The organism is Methylobacterium sp. 1973, from assembly GCF_040545035.1.
Classification (GTDB): Bacteria; Pseudomonadota; Alphaproteobacteria; order Rhizobiales; family Beijerinckiaceae; genus Methylobacterium; species Methylobacterium fujisawaense.
Genome location: NZ_JBEPLA010000001.1, coordinates 759,007 through 773,325, shown reverse-complemented (window position 1 = coordinate 773,325; position 14,319 = coordinate 759,007). Strand labels below are relative to the sequence as shown.

Annotated in this window: 14 protein-coding genes; 10 read left to right on the top strand and 4 right to left on the bottom strand. The window is 71.5% G+C overall.

The window, feature by feature from the left end; all coding sequences use genetic code 11:
- Window positions 1-21 precede the first annotated feature (21 nt).
- Window positions 22-459 carry an EamA family transporter gene (locus tag ABIC70_RS03785; RefSeq protein ID WP_043346438.1) on the top strand — a complete coding sequence of 146 codons (438 nt, stop codon included), beginning with the start codon at window positions 22-24 and terminating at the stop codon, window positions 457-459.
- Window positions 460-544: 85 nt separating this feature from the next.
- A complete protein-coding gene (locus ABIC70_RS03780) occupies window positions 545-700 on the top strand; it encodes a hypothetical protein (RefSeq protein ID WP_167380420.1) in 156 nt (51 codons plus the stop codon).
- Between the two features lie 31 nt (window positions 701-731).
- Here the strand turns inward: ABIC70_RS03780 and ABIC70_RS03775 are convergent, their stop codons facing one another.
- The 3 genes from ABIC70_RS03775 to ABIC70_RS03765 form a co-directional block, all read right to left on the bottom strand.
- Window positions 732-1,412: a glutathione S-transferase family protein gene (locus ABIC70_RS03775; protein WP_043346447.1), complete on the bottom strand. Its 681-nt coding sequence runs from the start codon at window positions 1,410-1,412 to the stop codon at window positions 732-734.
- A gap of 73 nt (window positions 1,413-1,485) precedes the next feature.
- On the bottom strand, window positions 1,486-2,970 hold the full coding sequence (locus ABIC70_RS03770) for a M48 family metalloprotease (protein WP_354438900.1): 1,485 nt from the start codon (window positions 2,968-2,970) through the stop codon (window positions 1,486-1,488).
- Window positions 2,971-2,975: 5 nt separating this feature from the next.
- On the bottom strand, window positions 2,976-3,803 hold the full coding sequence (locus ABIC70_RS03765) for a thermonuclease family protein (RefSeq protein ID WP_502915944.1): 828 nt from the start codon (window positions 3,801-3,803) through the stop codon (window positions 2,976-2,978).
- 634 nt (window positions 3,804-4,437) lie between these two features.
- On the opposite strand from ABIC70_RS03765, the gene ABIC70_RS03760 reads away from it, so the two are divergent.
- The 4 genes from ABIC70_RS03760 to ABIC70_RS03745 all read left to right on the top strand — a co-directional run bounded on the left by ABIC70_RS03760 (window position 4,438) and on the right by ABIC70_RS03745 (window position 9,160).
- Window positions 4,438-4,845, top strand: coding sequence for a helix-turn-helix domain-containing protein (locus ABIC70_RS03760; protein WP_043346443.1), 408 nt, complete (start codon window positions 4,438-4,440; stop codon window positions 4,843-4,845).
- A gap of 171 nt (window positions 4,846-5,016) precedes the next feature.
- A complete protein-coding gene (metK, locus tag ABIC70_RS03755) occupies window positions 5,017-6,195 on the top strand; it encodes a methionine adenosyltransferase (protein ID WP_053609375.1) in 1,179 nt (392 codons plus the stop codon).
- A gap of 345 nt (window positions 6,196-6,540) precedes the next feature.
- Window positions 6,541-7,275 (top strand): tRNA (guanine(46)-N(7))-methyltransferase TrmB, encoded by a 735-nt coding sequence (trmB, locus tag ABIC70_RS03750; RefSeq protein ID WP_043759730.1) that lies wholly within the window; start codon window positions 6,541-6,543, stop codon window positions 7,273-7,275.
- Between the two features lie 169 nt (window positions 7,276-7,444).
- The gene (locus ABIC70_RS03745; protein WP_354438897.1) at window positions 7,445-9,160 is read left to right on the top strand and encodes a sensor histidine kinase; all 1,716 of its coding nucleotides are present in this window, start codon (window positions 7,445-7,447) and stop codon (window positions 9,158-9,160) included.
- Between the two features lie 128 nt (window positions 9,161-9,288).
- Here the strand turns inward: ABIC70_RS03745 and ABIC70_RS03740 are convergent, their stop codons facing one another.
- Window positions 9,289-10,161 carry a hypothetical protein gene (locus ABIC70_RS03740; protein WP_354438896.1) on the bottom strand — a complete coding sequence of 291 codons (873 nt, stop codon included), beginning with the start codon at window positions 10,159-10,161 and terminating at the stop codon, window positions 9,289-9,291.
- Window positions 10,162-10,462: 301 nt separating this feature from the next.
- Between ABIC70_RS03740 and ABIC70_RS03735 the strand changes: the two genes are divergently transcribed.
- The 4 genes from ABIC70_RS03735 (at window position 10,463) to ABIC70_RS03720 (ending at window position 14,184) form a co-directional block, all read left to right on the top strand.
- A complete protein-coding gene (locus ABIC70_RS03735; protein WP_043351079.1) occupies window positions 10,463-11,062 on the top strand; it encodes a superoxide dismutase in 600 nt (199 codons plus the stop codon).
- 200 nt (window positions 11,063-11,262) lie between these two features.
- Window positions 11,263-12,789 carry a murein biosynthesis integral membrane protein MurJ gene (murJ, locus tag ABIC70_RS03730; RefSeq protein WP_354438895.1) on the top strand — a complete coding sequence of 509 codons (1,527 nt, stop codon included), beginning with the start codon at window positions 11,263-11,265 and terminating at the stop codon, window positions 12,787-12,789.
- 71 nt (window positions 12,790-12,860) lie between these two features.
- The gene (locus ABIC70_RS03725) at window positions 12,861-13,538 is read left to right on the top strand and encodes a haloacid dehalogenase type II (RefSeq protein WP_075381084.1); all 678 of its coding nucleotides are present in this window, start codon (window positions 12,861-12,863) and stop codon (window positions 13,536-13,538) included.
- 172 nt (window positions 13,539-13,710) lie between these two features.
- Complete coding sequence (locus tag ABIC70_RS03720) at window positions 13,711-14,184, top strand: SRPBCC family protein (protein ID WP_043379349.1); 474 nt, start codon at window positions 13,711-13,713, stop codon at window positions 14,182-14,184.
- Window positions 14,185-14,319 lie beyond the last annotated feature (135 nt).

Sequence of the window (14,319 nt, the reverse complement as noted above, 5' to 3'; positions counted from 1 at the left end):
CCGAAACGGCGTGAGAGCTCCGTGAGCCACCTGCTGCACTCCTGGCGCTTCTGGGCGCTCGCCGCCGCCGGCTTCGCGGCACTCACCGCGATCCTCGCCAAGGTCGGGGTCTCGGGCGTCCAGTCGGATGTCGCGACCTTCGTGCGGACCGCCGTGATCCTGGTCTTCGCCGGGGCGATCGTCGTCGGCTCCGGGCAGGCCGGCGGCCTCGCGCAGATCTCCGGCCGCAGCCTCGTCTTCCTCACCCTGTCGGGGCTCGCCACCGGGGCGTCGTGGCTCTGCTACTTCCGGGCCCTGTCGCTGGGCGACGCCGCCCGGGTCGCGCCGATCGACAAGCTCAGCGTCGTGCTGGTGGCGATCCTCGGCGCCACCCTGCTCGGCGAAACCCTCAGCCTCGCCGCCTGGATGGGCGTCGGCCTGATCGCCGCCGGGGCCGCCCTCGTCGCATCCGGCTGGTAAGCGCTGGTCAGCGGATGCGTGCCGGCGCACAGATCCGTTAACCGGTGGAGCGCATCCTGACGGTCCCTCGCGAACGGGGACCGTCATGGATTGGGTCTATCGTGGCTTCGAGACCTCGCTGATCGGTCTCGCCCTGTGTCTCGGCCTCGCCGCCTGTTTGACGCTCGGTACCGAGCGGACACCGACCGGCACGCTCTCCGTCACCCTGCCGATGCTCACGGTGACCGCTCCCGCGCCCTGAGGCGAAGGGAGCGGTCGGATCCGGCGGAGCGTCAGGCGGCGCTGTTCACGGCGCGGAACATGAAGCTCCGGGCCTCGTCGTCCATCTCGGCCTTGAAGGCGTGGCGGCCCTTCAGCGCCTCGGCGGCCTGCGCGGCCGGCCGCGCGTTGAGCGCATCGAGGTGGCGCTTGACGTTGGGCAGGTCCCCGAAGGCGCCTTCGCCGAGGATGAACGGCACCATCCGGGCCCAGCCCCAGACCGCCATGTCGACGATCGTGTAGGTGTCGCCCAGCACGTAGGTGCGGTCGGCGAGGCGCTGGTCGAGGATGCCCCAGTGCCGGCGCGCCTCGAAGGTGTAGCGTTCGGTGGCGTAGGCGCCCCCGTCCTGCGCGAAGTGGCGGAAATGCACGCACTGGCCGGAGAACGGCCCGATGCCGGTGGCCACGAACATCAGCCACGACAGCATCTCGCCGCGGACCGGCTCGCCCTCCGGCAGGAACCGGCCGGTCTTGCCCGCCAGATACATCAGGATCGCGTTCGAATCGAACACGGTCACGTCGCCGTCGACGATCGCCGGCACCTTCCCGTTCGGGTTGACCGCCGTGTAGGCGGGATCGAACTGCTCACCCTTGCGGGTATCGACCGGCACCGGCTCGTAGGGCAGCCCCATCTCCTCGAGGCAGAGGGCGACCTTCATGGGGTTGGGGCTGAGATTGTAGAAGAATCGAATCACGGCGCTCTCCCTGAACGACCCCGGCAGGATGTCCGGGCCGGGCGAACGCACAAGCCGCCGCCGCGCAGGGCGGCTATTCCACGATGATCTTGTAGCCGCGACCCGGCACCAGCGCGGCGCCGCGCTCCAGGCCGTTGAGGACGAGGAACCGGTCGAGCGCCCGGTCGGGCACCGCCATGCGGCGGGCGAGATCCTCGGCATTGGCCGACATCGCCTGGACCACCTGCAGCCGCAGGGGACGCAGGACCGCCTCGTCCGGCGACACGGCGACGAGGGTCGCGGTCCAGCGGCGGAAGGCCGGGTCGGGATCGGCGGTGCCCTTGGCGGCCATGATCATCCGGTAGGTCGAATCGCCGATCCGGATCGCCGCGAGGCGGAAGGTCCACTCCTTCCCCCGCGACAGCGCGAAGGCCGCCGGGTGGCCGCCGACCTCCCGGGTCTCGAAGCCGGCCGGGTCGAAGGCGTCGTTCCAGCTCGCCTTGAGCACCGCGTCGAGGGGCTGGCCCTCCTTGGCCTCGATCTGGTCGAACAGCAGGCGCCGGCTGCCGTCCTGGGTCGTCCCGAGCACCGCCGAGCGGGTGTTCTCCAGGGTGAAGCCCTCCGGCACCTCGAAGGCGATACCGAGGCCGGGATGGATGAAGCGGTGCCCGCGCACCGCGCCGTCGCGCGGATTGTCGCCGTAGGAGAGGCCGTCCACCGCCGCGAGGTAGGTGGCGCGGTCGTCGGTGCCGATGCCCGGCGCGCCGATGCGGCGGGCCGCCCGGGTGACCTGGGTGATGCGCTCGGCCGTGCCCGGATGGGTCGCCAGCATGTCGGGCGCGTTGGCGCTGCCGGCCTTCAGCCCGGTCGAGCGGCTGAGGGCGGTGAGGAAGCGCCCGGCCGCGAACGGATCGTAGCCGGCCTTGGCGAGGGTGCGCACGCCGGTGGCGTCCGCCTCCAGCTCCTGCTCGCGGGAGAACCGGGCCAGGGCGAAGCGGGACTGGTGCTGGAGCTGCGCGCCGGTATCGGGATCGTTCAGCACGTCGGCCACGACCCGGCTGACGAGCGCCGAGCGCAGCTCCAGCTCGCTGCGGGCCGTGGCGTGGTTGAGGGTCACGTGGGCCATCTCGTGCGCCAGGACGGCGGCCACCTCGGAGGTGTCGCTCGCCAGGGCCACGAGGCCGCGGGTCACGTAGAGCCGCCCGTTCGGCAGCGCGAAGGCGTTGACCACCGGCGAATCGAGGAGCGTCACCGTGTAGCTCTGATCGGGCCGATCGCTGGCCCGCACGAGGCGGTCCGTCACCTCCGTGAGCAGCCGCATCACGTTGGGCGCCCGCGCCTCGCCCCCGAAGGAGGCCACGAGCTTGAGGTGGTCGGCGTCCGCGGCGCGCTCGCGGCCCGTCGTGCGCGGCGCCTCCGCGGGCACCCGGACCACGGCCGGCCGCACGGTCGCCTCGGTCTGGTCGGCGACGCAGGCGCCGAGCAGCAGGGCGAGCCCGCCGAGCGCCGCCGCACCGCGCGGGCGGCGTCCCGCCCCGCGGACGCACGCCCCGATGATGTGACCCGTGATCCCGCCCATCGCGATCAGCGCCGCAATTCCCGTTCCCCGTCCGGACCGGCCTCCGGCCGGTCCGCCTCGTCCAGAACCTCGATCCCGTCGATGGCGGCCTCCAAGGTCGGGCCGCGCCGGACCTCGAGGAGGCCGCGCACCCGCACGCGCCGGTCTTCGAGCGAGGCCGCACTCAAACCACGGGCGCGCATCATTCGCCAAGTGCGTTTCGATACCGTCACCGTGAGCCCGTCCGTGCCCCGGGCCGCGAAATCGAGATAGGTGCGCGCGCCCCGCTCGCCGATATGGCGGATGCGCCCCTCCACGACGACGAAATGCCCCGCCTTCGCCCGGAGCGCCGGGCCGTCCTGCGCCCCTGGAAGCGGCGCGCGCCAGAGGCCGAGCCTGCGCGCGCGGGCCGCCGCCTCCACGAGGCGCAGGGCGGGGCGGCAGAGCGAATCGGCCTCGTTCGCGTCCGCGACGGCGAGGCCCGCCCCGATGAGGCCGCCCGCCAGATCCTCCTCACCCTCCGCGATCAGGAGATCGGCCCGCACCCGATCCCAGCGGTCGGGCTGCCCGCGCGGAATCATCGTGACCCTGGCGCCCAGCCGGGCCTCCAGCCAGGCCTGGGCCGCGGATGCGGCCTCCGGCGCGTCCGGCCACCGCAGCGAGTCCGGCACCGCCCGGACGCCCGACGCGAGGCGGATCTCCCCCCGGGGGCCGATCCCCGCGATGACCTCGACGCGCGCCGGCCCCGCCATGCATTCGGACAGGCTGGTCCGCGGGGCGGCCCGGACCGGCAGGACGCCCGGCGTCGCGGCGAGGGAGGCCGTGAGCACGACCGCGCGCACCGCCGCGCGCATCCCCGCGCGCACCACCCGCGCCGCTGCCGCGCTCCGCTGTCTCTCCCAGCCCGTGATCCCGCCCATGGAACACCCCCGAGGCCGCGAGCCCCGGCCGTCCGCCTTTCCACCGGGCGCGGTTGGCCTCGGACCGGGAGAATGCTATGGAGCACGCGGTTGTCTCCGTAGCTCAGCTGGACAGAGCACAGGTTTCCTAAGCAGGTTCAATTGGGCGTCGCGTCGGGAAACCACGCGGCGGATCCGCTCAAAGTCGGGGAAAGCTTCCGGCATCGGCGCTCAGGCGTCCGATGCTCTGCCGATCCCGAGCCAAGCCCGACGGTGCCCCGGCGGGAAGGTGTAGAGACTAGACGGGCGGCACCTAACGGCTGGAGGCGATCCGGCCCACGGTGAAGGGATAGTCCAGGCCACGAACGCGAGCCTTCGGGACGCGGCGGCGAAAGCCGAAGTGGTATGAAACCTGGGGTCGCAGGTTCGAGCCCTGCCGGGGACGCCAAGTTTTCGCGTCTTGCAATTCTCTCCGGCCGCGGAGCCGCGCGCAAATCGTCCGCCACGGTGACCGCCTGCCGGTGACAAGTACCGAGGGCCGCGCTAAGCTTTGCTGCCAGGATTCATGGCGGGGGTGGACGAGCACTTCATGGCGGGCCAGAAGACCGATCAGCGCGACGTTTATGTCGGGCAACGCATCGCCGAGCAGCGCCGGAAGGCGTCGCTCACACAGCGCCGCGTCGCGCAGAGCTTCGGTATGTCTGCTGCCCAGCTCCAGAAGTATGAGAAGGGCACCAACCGGATCAGCGCCGTCCATCTCGATATCTTCTCGCGGATGACCGGCGTGCCGATGGATTACTTCTTTAAAGGCATGCCCCGGAACGATGACTTCGTCGCGCCGGGCTTCGGCGAGCGCGAGCAATCGGCCCTGTCGGATGGCGGCCTGAAGGGGCTGGCCGAAATCGTGGGCCGTCACATCACCGAAAACTTCTCCGAGGAAGCGCGCCGCGACGTGGCCGACGCCATCCGCGCCCTGGAGAGCAAGATCGGCGGTTGAGGCCGCGGCGGGATCCCCGGGTCGGCCGTTCTTTCGGTCGTTTCGTTCGTTATAGCGGATCCGTTCGTTCCTCCATCTTGACCGTCCACTGCTCGGGTGCGAGAACGCCCGCCCCATGAAGGGTCTAACGCCGCGATCGCGACGGCGTACCTCTGAAACCGAGGCCGTCTGATGCCGCGCTCAAACTATCTGTTCACCAGCGAGTCCGTGTCCGAGGGGCACCCCGACAAGGTCTGCGACAGAATCTCCGACACCGTCGTCGACGCCTATCTCGCGGCGATGCCGGAGGCACGGCTCGGCGTCGAGACCCTCGCCACCACCAACCGCGTCGTCATCGCCGGCGAGGTGCGCGGGCCCGATTCGGTCACCTTCAAGGACCTCGAGGCCCTGACCCGCGAGGCCGTGAAGGATATCGGCTACGAGCAGTCGGGCTTCCACTGGAAGAACAACGACGTCGCCATCTACCTGCACGCCCAGTCGGCCGACATCGCCCAGGGCGTGGACGCCGCCGGCAACAAGGACGAGGGCGCGGGCGACCAGGGCATCATGTTCGGCTACGCCGCCGACGAGACCCCCGAGCTGATGCCGGCGCCGATCTTCTACGCCCACAAGATCCTCAAGGACCTCGCCGACGCCCGCAAGGCGAAGCAGGGCGACGCCGCCAAGCTCGGGCCCGACGCCAAGAGCCAGGTCACGGTCCGCTATGAGAACGGCCGCCCGGTCGAGGTCACGCAGATCGTGCTGTCGACGCAGCACCTCGACGAGTCCCTCGATTCCGCGGACGTGCGCGCCATCGTCGAGCCCTACATCCTCAAGGCCCTGCCGCAGGGCTGGGTCAACGAGGGCACGGCTTGGCACGTGAACCCGACCGGCAAGTTCGTGATCGGCGGTCCGGACGGCGATGCCGGCCTGACCGGCCGCAAGATCATCGTCGACACCTACGGCGGCGCGGCCCCGCATGGCGGCGGCGCGTTCTCCGGCAAGGATCCGACGAAGGTCGACCGCTCGGCGGCCTACGCGGCGCGCTACCTCGCCAAGAACGTGGTGGCCGCGGGCCTCGCCAGCCGCGCCACGATCCAGCTCGCCTACGCGATCGGCGTCTCGAAGCCGCTCTCGATCTACGTGGACCTGCACGGCACCGGGAACGTGGACGAGGCCAAGCTCGAAGCCGTGCTGATGGACGCCATGGACCTGTCGCCCCGCGGCATCCGCACGGCGCTCGGCCTCAACAAGCCGATCTACGCGCGCACCTCGGCCTACGGCCATTTCGGCCGCGCCCCGGAGGCCGATGGCGGCTTCTCCTGGGAGCGGACCGACCTCGCCGGCAAGCTGAAGTCCGCCCTCGCCTGAGGACGGAATCGCCCCGGACCCGCGGAGCGGGTTCGGGGCAGCGCCGGTTCCGGTGTCGTCCGGGGCCTGCGCCGGACGCACACCCACCGCGATCGGCGCCCCCATGCCTGGGTCCGACCGGTGGCCGGCTCGGGCCGGCAACCGCTCCGTCATCCGGGGCCGCCCCGCGGAGCCCGCATCCAGACGCGCCGGCGGATCCGGATCCGCGTCGGGACGGCGATCCCGGATCCGGGCTTGCCCGCGGCCCCCGGACCGACGTCGCGAGACACCGGCACGGGACGAAGGTCCCACGCCGCCGAGCAACCCCGCTGAGATGCGCAAGCCCTTCGACGGCGCACCGTGACCATGTCTGACACGTCTGGACGCGCCGCACCGCCGGCCGAGGAGCTGGAGCGCGCCTTCTTCGGCCGGCGCAAGGGCAAGCGCCTGCGCGGCCAGCAGGAGCGCCGGCTCGCCGAGCTTCTGCCGGCCCTGCGCATCGACCTGCCGCCGGACGACCGGCCCCTCGATCCGCGGACGCTGTTTCCCGCGATGGCGGCGCCGCCCGAGGCGCTCTGGCTGGAGATCGGCTTCGGCGGCGGCGAGCACCTCGCCGCCCAGGCGGCCGCGCAGCCGACCGTCGGCATCATCGGCGCCGAGCCCTTCGTGAACGGTGTGGTCAAGCTGCTGGCGGCGATCGAGGCGCAGGGTCTGCGCAACGTCCGCATCCGCGACGCGGACGTGACCGCCCTCCTGGCGCGCCTGCCGGATGCCTGCCTCGATCGGGTCTACCTGCTCTATCCCGATCCCTGGCCCAAGCGCCGGCAGCGCAAGCGCCGCTTCGTCTCCGATGCCTCGCTCGCCGAGATCGGCCGGGTGCTGAAGGATGGCGGCCTGTTCCGCTTCGCCAGCGACATCGACGACTACGCCGGCTGGACGCTGGTCCGGGCCGCGCGCTGCCCGGACCTCACCTGGACGGCACGGGGTGCGCAGGACTGGACGCAGCCCTTCCCGGGTTGGCCCGGCACGCGCTACGAGGCCAAGGCGCTGGACGCTGGGCGGCGGCCCACCTACCTGGAATTCGCCCGGCATCCGCGCTGAGACCGGCCTCGATCGCGCCGCCCGGGCGCCCGGTCGCCGCAGGCGGAGCGGAACGCCTTGCCACAGTCACGCTCGATCGCCATCCTGAAGTCCCGCCGCGGCTGCGGATCGCGGGGCGGGGTTCATCTCCGGCGGGAGCGTGCCACGGCACGTTCGAGGATTCTTCCGAGTGAATGAGAGGGTGGGGCAGGACCCGGCGGCGGCGGACCCGTCCCGCACCGGCTTCGACGACGCCGCGATCGGCCTCATCGTGCTGTCGGCGGACGAGGCGACGATCGCTGCCGCCAATCGGGCGCTGCACGATCTCCTCGGCTGGCCGCAGGGCACCCTGCCCGGGCGGCCGGCCACCGATCTCCTGACCGAGGGACCGGAGGGGCTCCGGGACGGCCTCCAGTTCTGGCGCCGCTCGGACGGCACCTCCCTCGACGTGCGGGTCCGGCGCGCAGGCCTGACCCTGGTCGTCGAGGCGGTCGACGTGGATGCGGCCGCCCATTCCGAGGCGAACCGGGAGGCGCTGGCGGCCGCCGGGCTCGGGGAATGGCGCTGGGACCGGGCGACGGGCCTTCTCACCCTGTCGCGCCGCGCCGCCCGGATCCTCGGCCGGCCGCCGGGTCGCTCCGTCTCGTGGGAGGCGCTCAAGACCGGCCTGTCGCAGGCGGAACTCACCCGCCTGAGCGCGCTCATCGACGACGCGGCCGGAACCGAAGAGCCCTATCAGTTCGACACGGCCACGACGGTGGCGGGGCGCTCCGTGATCCTGCGGGTGCGGGGGCAGGCCGTGCCGGGCCCGGACGGCAGACCGGCCAGTATGGTCGGCGTCATCCAGGACATCACCACACGGGTCGAGGCCCGGGACGAGATCCTGTCCCGCGACCAGCGCCTGCGGGTCGCGACCACGGTCGCCAAGCTCGGGATCTTCGAGTGGCACATGCTCGAGGATCAGGCGATCTGGGAGAACGAGCACATGTACGAGATCTTCGGGCACACGCCCGAGGACGGGACGATCGGCAAGACCGAGTTCCTCAACGACATCCTCCATCCCGAAGACCGTCCCGCGGTCCGCCGGGCGATCTCCAAGGCGCTGCGGGAGGACGGCGATCTCCACATCAGCGGCCGGATCCGGCGCAAGTCCGACGGCGTGTGGCGCACGATCGACATGGCCGGGCGGTTCGAGCGCGACGCCCCCGGCCGCCTGCCGCGCCGCCTGATCGGCGTCGTGGCGGACGTGACCGACCGCCGGGTCGCGGAGGAGCGCCAGAGCCTGCTGATCCGGGAACTGCATCACCGGGTGAAGAACACGCTGGCCACCGTCCAGGCCATCGTCGGCTCCACGGCGCGGACGGCGTCGAGCATCGAGAGCTTCTACGAGGCGTTCGTCGGGCGCATCAAATCCCTGGCGCACACGCACTCGGTCCTCACCGAGGACACGTGGCAGATGGCGTCCCTCGCCAACCTCCTGCGCAACGAGCTGAAGCCCTACGCGGAGGTGGCGCCGGACGGCGGCGCCGAGGGCCGCATCAGCCTCGACGGGCCGGCGATCGACCTGCCCTCCGAGATCGCGGTCCCGATCGGCATGGCGATCCACGAACTGACCACCAACGCCGCGAAGTACGGGGCGCTCTCGAACCGCACCGGGCGGGTGGCGGTGGAATGGTCGCTGGAGCCCGGCGGACCGGCCGGGATCCTGCGGTTCTCCTGGCGTGAGACGGGCGGTCCCCCCGTCTCGCCGCCGAGCCGTCAGGGTTTCGGGTCGCGCCTGCTGCAACGCGTCCTGATCACCCAGGTCCAGGCCGAGGTGACGACCGACTACGCCCCCGGCGGTTTCGCCCTGACGATGCGGGCGCCGATCCCGCCGCGCAACGACAGCCTCAACCCGCTGGTGTGAGGCCGCGTCCCCGCCGCTGGCTCGGACAGGTCACCGTCCTTGCGGGGGACGGGGCCATCGAGCAGCGCACCGCGCCCGCAGACGGCGCGCGGCCCTGGGTCGCTGCGCTGCGCGCGCGCGGACGCGGGTCAGGCCGCGCCGCGGGTCCCGGCCTCGCCGCCGCCATCCACGAAGGCCTTCAGCTCGTCGAGCGACCCGAAGGTGAAGCGGCCCTGCGGCGTCTCCGCCTCGATCGAGCCGTCCTCGAACATCACGTAGGTGTTGCCGCCCGAGGCGTAGCGCCCCACCACGGTGCGCGTGGCGGGCTTCGGAGCCGGCTCGGGCTCGGGGGGAGTGTCGAGGCTCGGGCGCAGGGCGGGTGTCTCCTCCTGCGGTCCCTCCTGCGGCCCCTTATGGGGCTCCTCCGACCGGGATTCCGGAGGCGGCTCGGGGGCGGCGAACAGGTCGTCGTCGGGCGCGATCGCGGCTTCGGCCTTCGGGGCTTCCGGCGCGGCTGCGCGGATCGGCTCGGCCACGTGGACGGGAGGCGCCACATGCAGCGGCGGCGGCTCGGCCGGAACGGGTCTCTCCAGCTCGGCCAAAGAGGGGCCCGCGATGGGCGCGCGGGCCTCGTCGGCCCGAAGTTCCAGGTTCGGCTCGATCCGGGGGCGCTCGGGGTCGAAGGCCGGCTCCACCACCGAGGGCACGATGAAGGCGGGCGCCGCCGGCAGGACCGGCGGCAGCCGGATCCGGCCCTCGTCGGGGGACATTGTCGGTGCGGCGCCCGCGGTGGCCTCCCGCGGGCCGGCCATCGGATTCCGCCCGATCGCCCGTTCGACCCGTCGGAAACCGAGGGCCACCACGCCGAGGCCGAGGAGGACCGCACCCGACGAAGCCGCCACAGACCCCGCGATCACCATCGCGAGCCCGCTCTCCAGACGCACGTACGGGAAGCCCTGGATCACGGCGGCGCAGCCCCCGATGATCATGGCGGCGGCGAGCGCGAACAGCGCAGCGATCATGATACTCTCTAGACACGGGCCGGCTGACGGCCGGCACTCAAGGCGGTCGCACAGTAAGGCCTACCGGTCATATTGCAAAACTCGGGGCTGAGATTGTCCGGGAAAGCGGAATAGTCCGGATCTCACCCGGCAATCCGCCGCGCGGACCGATCCGCCGCCGCGGCTTCGGGATCGACGGAACGTCCCGCGCTGCGGCCGAACGGCGTTGCCGTCCCGCGGTCGCCGACTTACCTAGCGGGCTCTCGACTCGGGACCCCCCGCCGGGGACGAGGCCGCCCCCTGCTAAGCGGAGAAAGACGCGATGACCTTCACCCTGCCGGAACTGCCCTACGCCTACGACGCGCTGGGGCCGTACATGTCGAAGGAAACCCTCGAGTTCCACCACGACAAGCACCACAAGGCCTATGTCGACACGGGCAACAAGCTGCTTGAGGGCACGGATCTCCAGGGCAAGAGCGTCGAGGAGATCGTCAAGGCCGCCTACAACACGAATCAGCCGCTCTTCAACAACGCCGGCCAGCACTACAACCACATCCATTTCTGGCAGTGGATGAAGCCGAATGGCGGCGGCGCGATCCCCGGCGCGATCGCCAAGAAGATCGACGAGGATCTCGGCGGTGCCGAGAAGTTCAAGGCGGACTTCATCCAGGCGGGCGTCGGCCAGTTCGGCTCGGGCTGGGCGTGGCTCGCCGTCAAGGACGGCAAGCTCGCGATCATGAAGACCCCGAACGGCGAGAACCCGCTGGTCCACGGCGCCAAGCCGATCCTCGGCGTCGACGTGTGGGAGCACTCCTACTACATCGATTACCGCAACCGCCGGCCCGACTACCTCAAGGCGTTCATCGAGAACCTCGTGAACTGGGAGCACGTCGAGAAGATGTACGCCGAGGCGACCCGCTGAGGCGCATCGCCGGTGCCGCGGACCCTGTGTCCGCGGCACCCTTGAGGTGGCGCACGAAACCGGCTCTTGATGCGCCCGAGGCCGGATGACCCGGTGCAGAAGGGGCCGGCCATTTCCTTTCGATCGACACGCGCGACGCTTCGACCGTGCTCTCGCCCGCCCCCGCTGCGGGGGGAGGGGGTGAGCGAGCGCCCCGCCCGATGATCCGCTCCATCCTGTCCGTCGGCGGCTGGACGCTGGTCTCCCGCGTCACCGGCTTCGCCCGCGACGTGGTGATGGCCGCCGTGATGGGCGCCGGGCCCATGGCCGACGCCTTCGTGGTCGCCTTCCGGCTCCCGAACCACTTCCGCGCGATCTTCGGCGAGGGCGCGTTCAACACCGCCTTCGTGCCGGCCTATGCCGGGCTCGCGGAGGCCGGCGAGCCCGGGGCGGCGCACCGCTTCGCCGACCGCGTCTTCACCCTGATGCTGATCGTGCAGCTCGTGCTGCTCAATCTCGCCCTGCCGGCCATGACCTGGGTGGTCCACGCCCTGGCGCCGGGCTTTGCCGAGGACGGCGAGCGCTTCCAGCTCGCCGTGGCGCTGACCCGCATCACCTTCCCGTACCTGCTGTTCATGACGCTGGTGACGCTGCTGTCGGGCATCCTGAACGCCCACCGGCACTTCGCGGTGGCGGCGGGCGCCCCGGTCCTGCTCAACCTCGCCATGCTGGCGGCCTTGAGTGTGAGCTTCCTGTTCCCGAACGCCGCCTACGCCGCCGCCTGGGGCGTCGCCGTCTCGGGCGTGCTCCAGTTCGGCCTGCTCTGGTGGGGCTGCCGCCGGGTCCGGGTGATGCCGGACCTCGCGGTGCCGCGCCTCGATCCGGCGCTGAAGCGCTTCTTCACGGTGCTCGGTCCGGCGGTGGTCGGCTCGGCCGGCTTCCAGATCGCGGCCTTCGCCGACACGATCATCGCGAGCTGGCTGCCCACCGGGGCGGTCTCGGCGCTCTACTACGCCGACCGGCTCTACCAGCTGCCCTTCGGCGTCATCGCCATCGCGGCCGGCACCGTCCTGCTGCCGGAGATGAGCCGCCGGATCGCGGCCGGCGACGTGGCCGGGGCCCACGCGGCGCAGAACCGGGCCGCGGGCTTCTCCCTGGCCCTGTCGGCGCCGTTCACCGTGGCCTTCCTGACCATCCCGGGCCTGATCATGGCGGCCCTGTTCCAGCGCGGCGCCTTCAGCGCCGAGGATGCGGCCCGGGCGGCCTCGGTGCTGGCGGCCTACGGGCTGGCGCTGCCGGCGGTGGTGCTGGTGCGCAGCGCCGTGGCGAGCTTCTACGCCCGCCAGGACACCAAGACGCCGCTCTGGGCCTCCCTCACGGCGATCGGCGTCAACGTGGTCCTGAAGCTCTGGCTGACCGGCCCCTACGGCGTCACCGGGCTGGCGCTCGCCACCGCGGTCAGCCAATGGGTGAACCTGCTGCTGCTGCTCGTCCTGGCCAAGCGCCGGAACTGGACGGCGCCGGGGCGCACGCTCGGCCTCACCGTCGCCGGCGTGGCCCTGGCCTGCCTCGGGCTGGCGGCGGTCGCCGTCTACGGCCAGGGACTCGTCCAGGCGCTGGTGCCGGCCCTCCCGCACGGGCGCGACCTCGTCGTCCTGGCGGTGCTGGGGCTCGTGGGAGCGCTGGTCTATGGCGGCCTGCTGGCGGGCCTTCTGCACCTGTTCGGCCTGCGCCTGCGCCGGGCCTGAGTGACCCGGCCAGGCTCGCCGCAGCGCGGGTCCGGCCCCAGATCGGGCGAGAGCACCGAGTGAGGAACACCATGACCGACGCATCAGGACCCCTTGCGGGCGTGAAGGCCGCGGTGTTCGACGCCTACGGCACCCTGTTCGACGTGAACGCCGCGGTCCAGCGCTACGCCGAGGCGGTGGGGCCGGACGCCGCACACCTCTCCGAGGTCTGGCGCAACAAGCAGCTCGAATACAGCTGGACCCTGTCGCTGATGGGCCAGTACGCGGCCTTCTGGGACCTCACCGTGCGGGCCCTCGACTACGCCCTGGCGGTCCACCCGCAGGTCGATCCCGGCCTGCGCGAGCGGCTCCTCGACGCCTACCGCGACCTCGATGCCTATCCGGAGGTGCCGGGCGTGCTGGCGGCCCTGCGCAAGCGCGGGATCCGCACGGCGGTGCTCACCAACGGCAACGCCGCCATGGTCGACCGGGCGGTGGCCTCGGCGGGGCTGGCCGACCACCTCGACGCGGTTCTCTCGGTGGACGACGCGCAGGTGTTCAAGACCCATCCCGACGCCTACCGGATCGCCCTGACCCGGCTGGCGGTGGGGCAGGGCGACGTGCTGTTCTGCTCGTCGAACCGCTGGGACGTGGCGGGGGCCGGGGTCTTCGGGTTCCGGACCGCCTGGGTCAACCGCAAGGGCCTGCCCGACGAGTACATGGATTCGGCGCCGACGGTCGTGATCGGGGCCCTCGACGGTCTGCTTTGACATCCGAGGCCGCGGGGGACGCGGTGCACCGGATGGCCCGCAGCGCGGCCGGGGCAGAATTTTTCGGCCGCGTCTTGGACTAAAGTCGACCTTGCAACGTGGGCGTGTCGCTCTTGGTTTGGGCCTGACTCGGACGCCGGGAAATCGAGCGTCGAGCGGGAGGAAGCGACTGATGAAGCGTATGTTGTTGGCGGCCGCCGCGATCTGCCTCGGGGCGGCGGGGCCGGCCTGGGCCCTGGACGTCACCAAGTCGGTGGATGTGGCCGCGTCGCCCGAAGCCGTGTGGAAGACGATCGGCGGGTTCTGCGGGATCGGCGACTGGCATCCGGTGATCGAGAAATGCGCCCTGTCGAAGAAGGGCGGCAAGGCGGTCCGGACGCTCAGCCTGAAGGGTGGCGGGACGATCGTCGAGGAGGAGGAATCCCGCAACGACACCAAGATGGACTACACCTACACCATCCTGGAAGGCCCGCTGCCCGTCACGGACTATCATTCCACGATCATGGTCGCGAAGGCCGGCAGCGGTTCCAAGGTGACCTGGAAAGGGACGTTCAAGGCCAAGGGCGCCCCCGACGCGAAAGCGGAAGAGGCCATCGCGGGCGTCTATGAGGCCGGCCTGAAGGGCATCGCCGACAAGGCGAAGTAGCCGGCCGGCGGAGGCGGGCCCTGCGCGCCTCCGCCCAGGAACTTCGGACGGGCCGATGCCATATCCGGCACACAATTCAATTGGCCCACTTCGGGGATTCTTAATCCTCCCGGTGTTGGATCGTCCTCAACACGA

Excerpts from the sequence above, each read along its gene's own strand:
- ABIC70_RS03770 (WP_354438900.1), bottom strand. The coding sequence starts at position 2,970 with ATGGGCGGGATCACGGGTCACATCATCGGGGCGTGCGTCCGCGGGGCG.
- ABIC70_RS03735 (WP_043351079.1), top strand. The coding sequence starts at position 10,463 with ATGACCTTCACCCTGCCGGAACTGCCCTACGCCTACGACGCGCTGGGG.
- murJ (WP_354438895.1), top strand. The coding sequence starts at position 11,263 with ATGATCCGCTCCATCCTGTCCGTCGGCGGCTGGACGCTGGTCTCCCGC.
- ABIC70_RS03760 (WP_043346443.1), top strand. The coding sequence starts at position 4,438 with ATGGCGGGCCAGAAGACCGATCAGCGCGACGTTTATGTCGGGCAACGC.
- metK (WP_053609375.1), top strand. The coding sequence starts at position 5,017 with ATGCCGCGCTCAAACTATCTGTTCACCAGCGAGTCCGTGTCCGAGGGG.
- ABIC70_RS03740 (WP_354438896.1), bottom strand. The coding sequence starts at position 10,161 with ATGATCGCTGCGCTGTTCGCGCTCGCCGCCGCCATGATCATCGGGGGC.
- ABIC70_RS03765 (WP_502915944.1), bottom strand. The coding sequence starts at position 3,803 with ATGCGCGCGGCGGTGCGCGCGGTCGTGCTCACGGCCTCCCTCGCCGCG.
- ABIC70_RS03720 (WP_043379349.1), top strand. The coding sequence starts at position 13,711 with ATGAAGCGTATGTTGTTGGCGGCCGCCGCGATCTGCCTCGGGGCGGCG.
- trmB (WP_043759730.1), top strand. The coding sequence starts at position 6,541 with ATGTCTGACACGTCTGGACGCGCCGCACCGCCGGCCGAGGAGCTGGAG.
- ABIC70_RS03725 (WP_075381084.1), top strand. The coding sequence starts at position 12,861 with ATGACCGACGCATCAGGACCCCTTGCGGGCGTGAAGGCCGCGGTGTTC.
- ABIC70_RS03780 (WP_167380420.1), top strand. The coding sequence starts at position 545 with ATGGATTGGGTCTATCGTGGCTTCGAGACCTCGCTGATCGGTCTCGCC.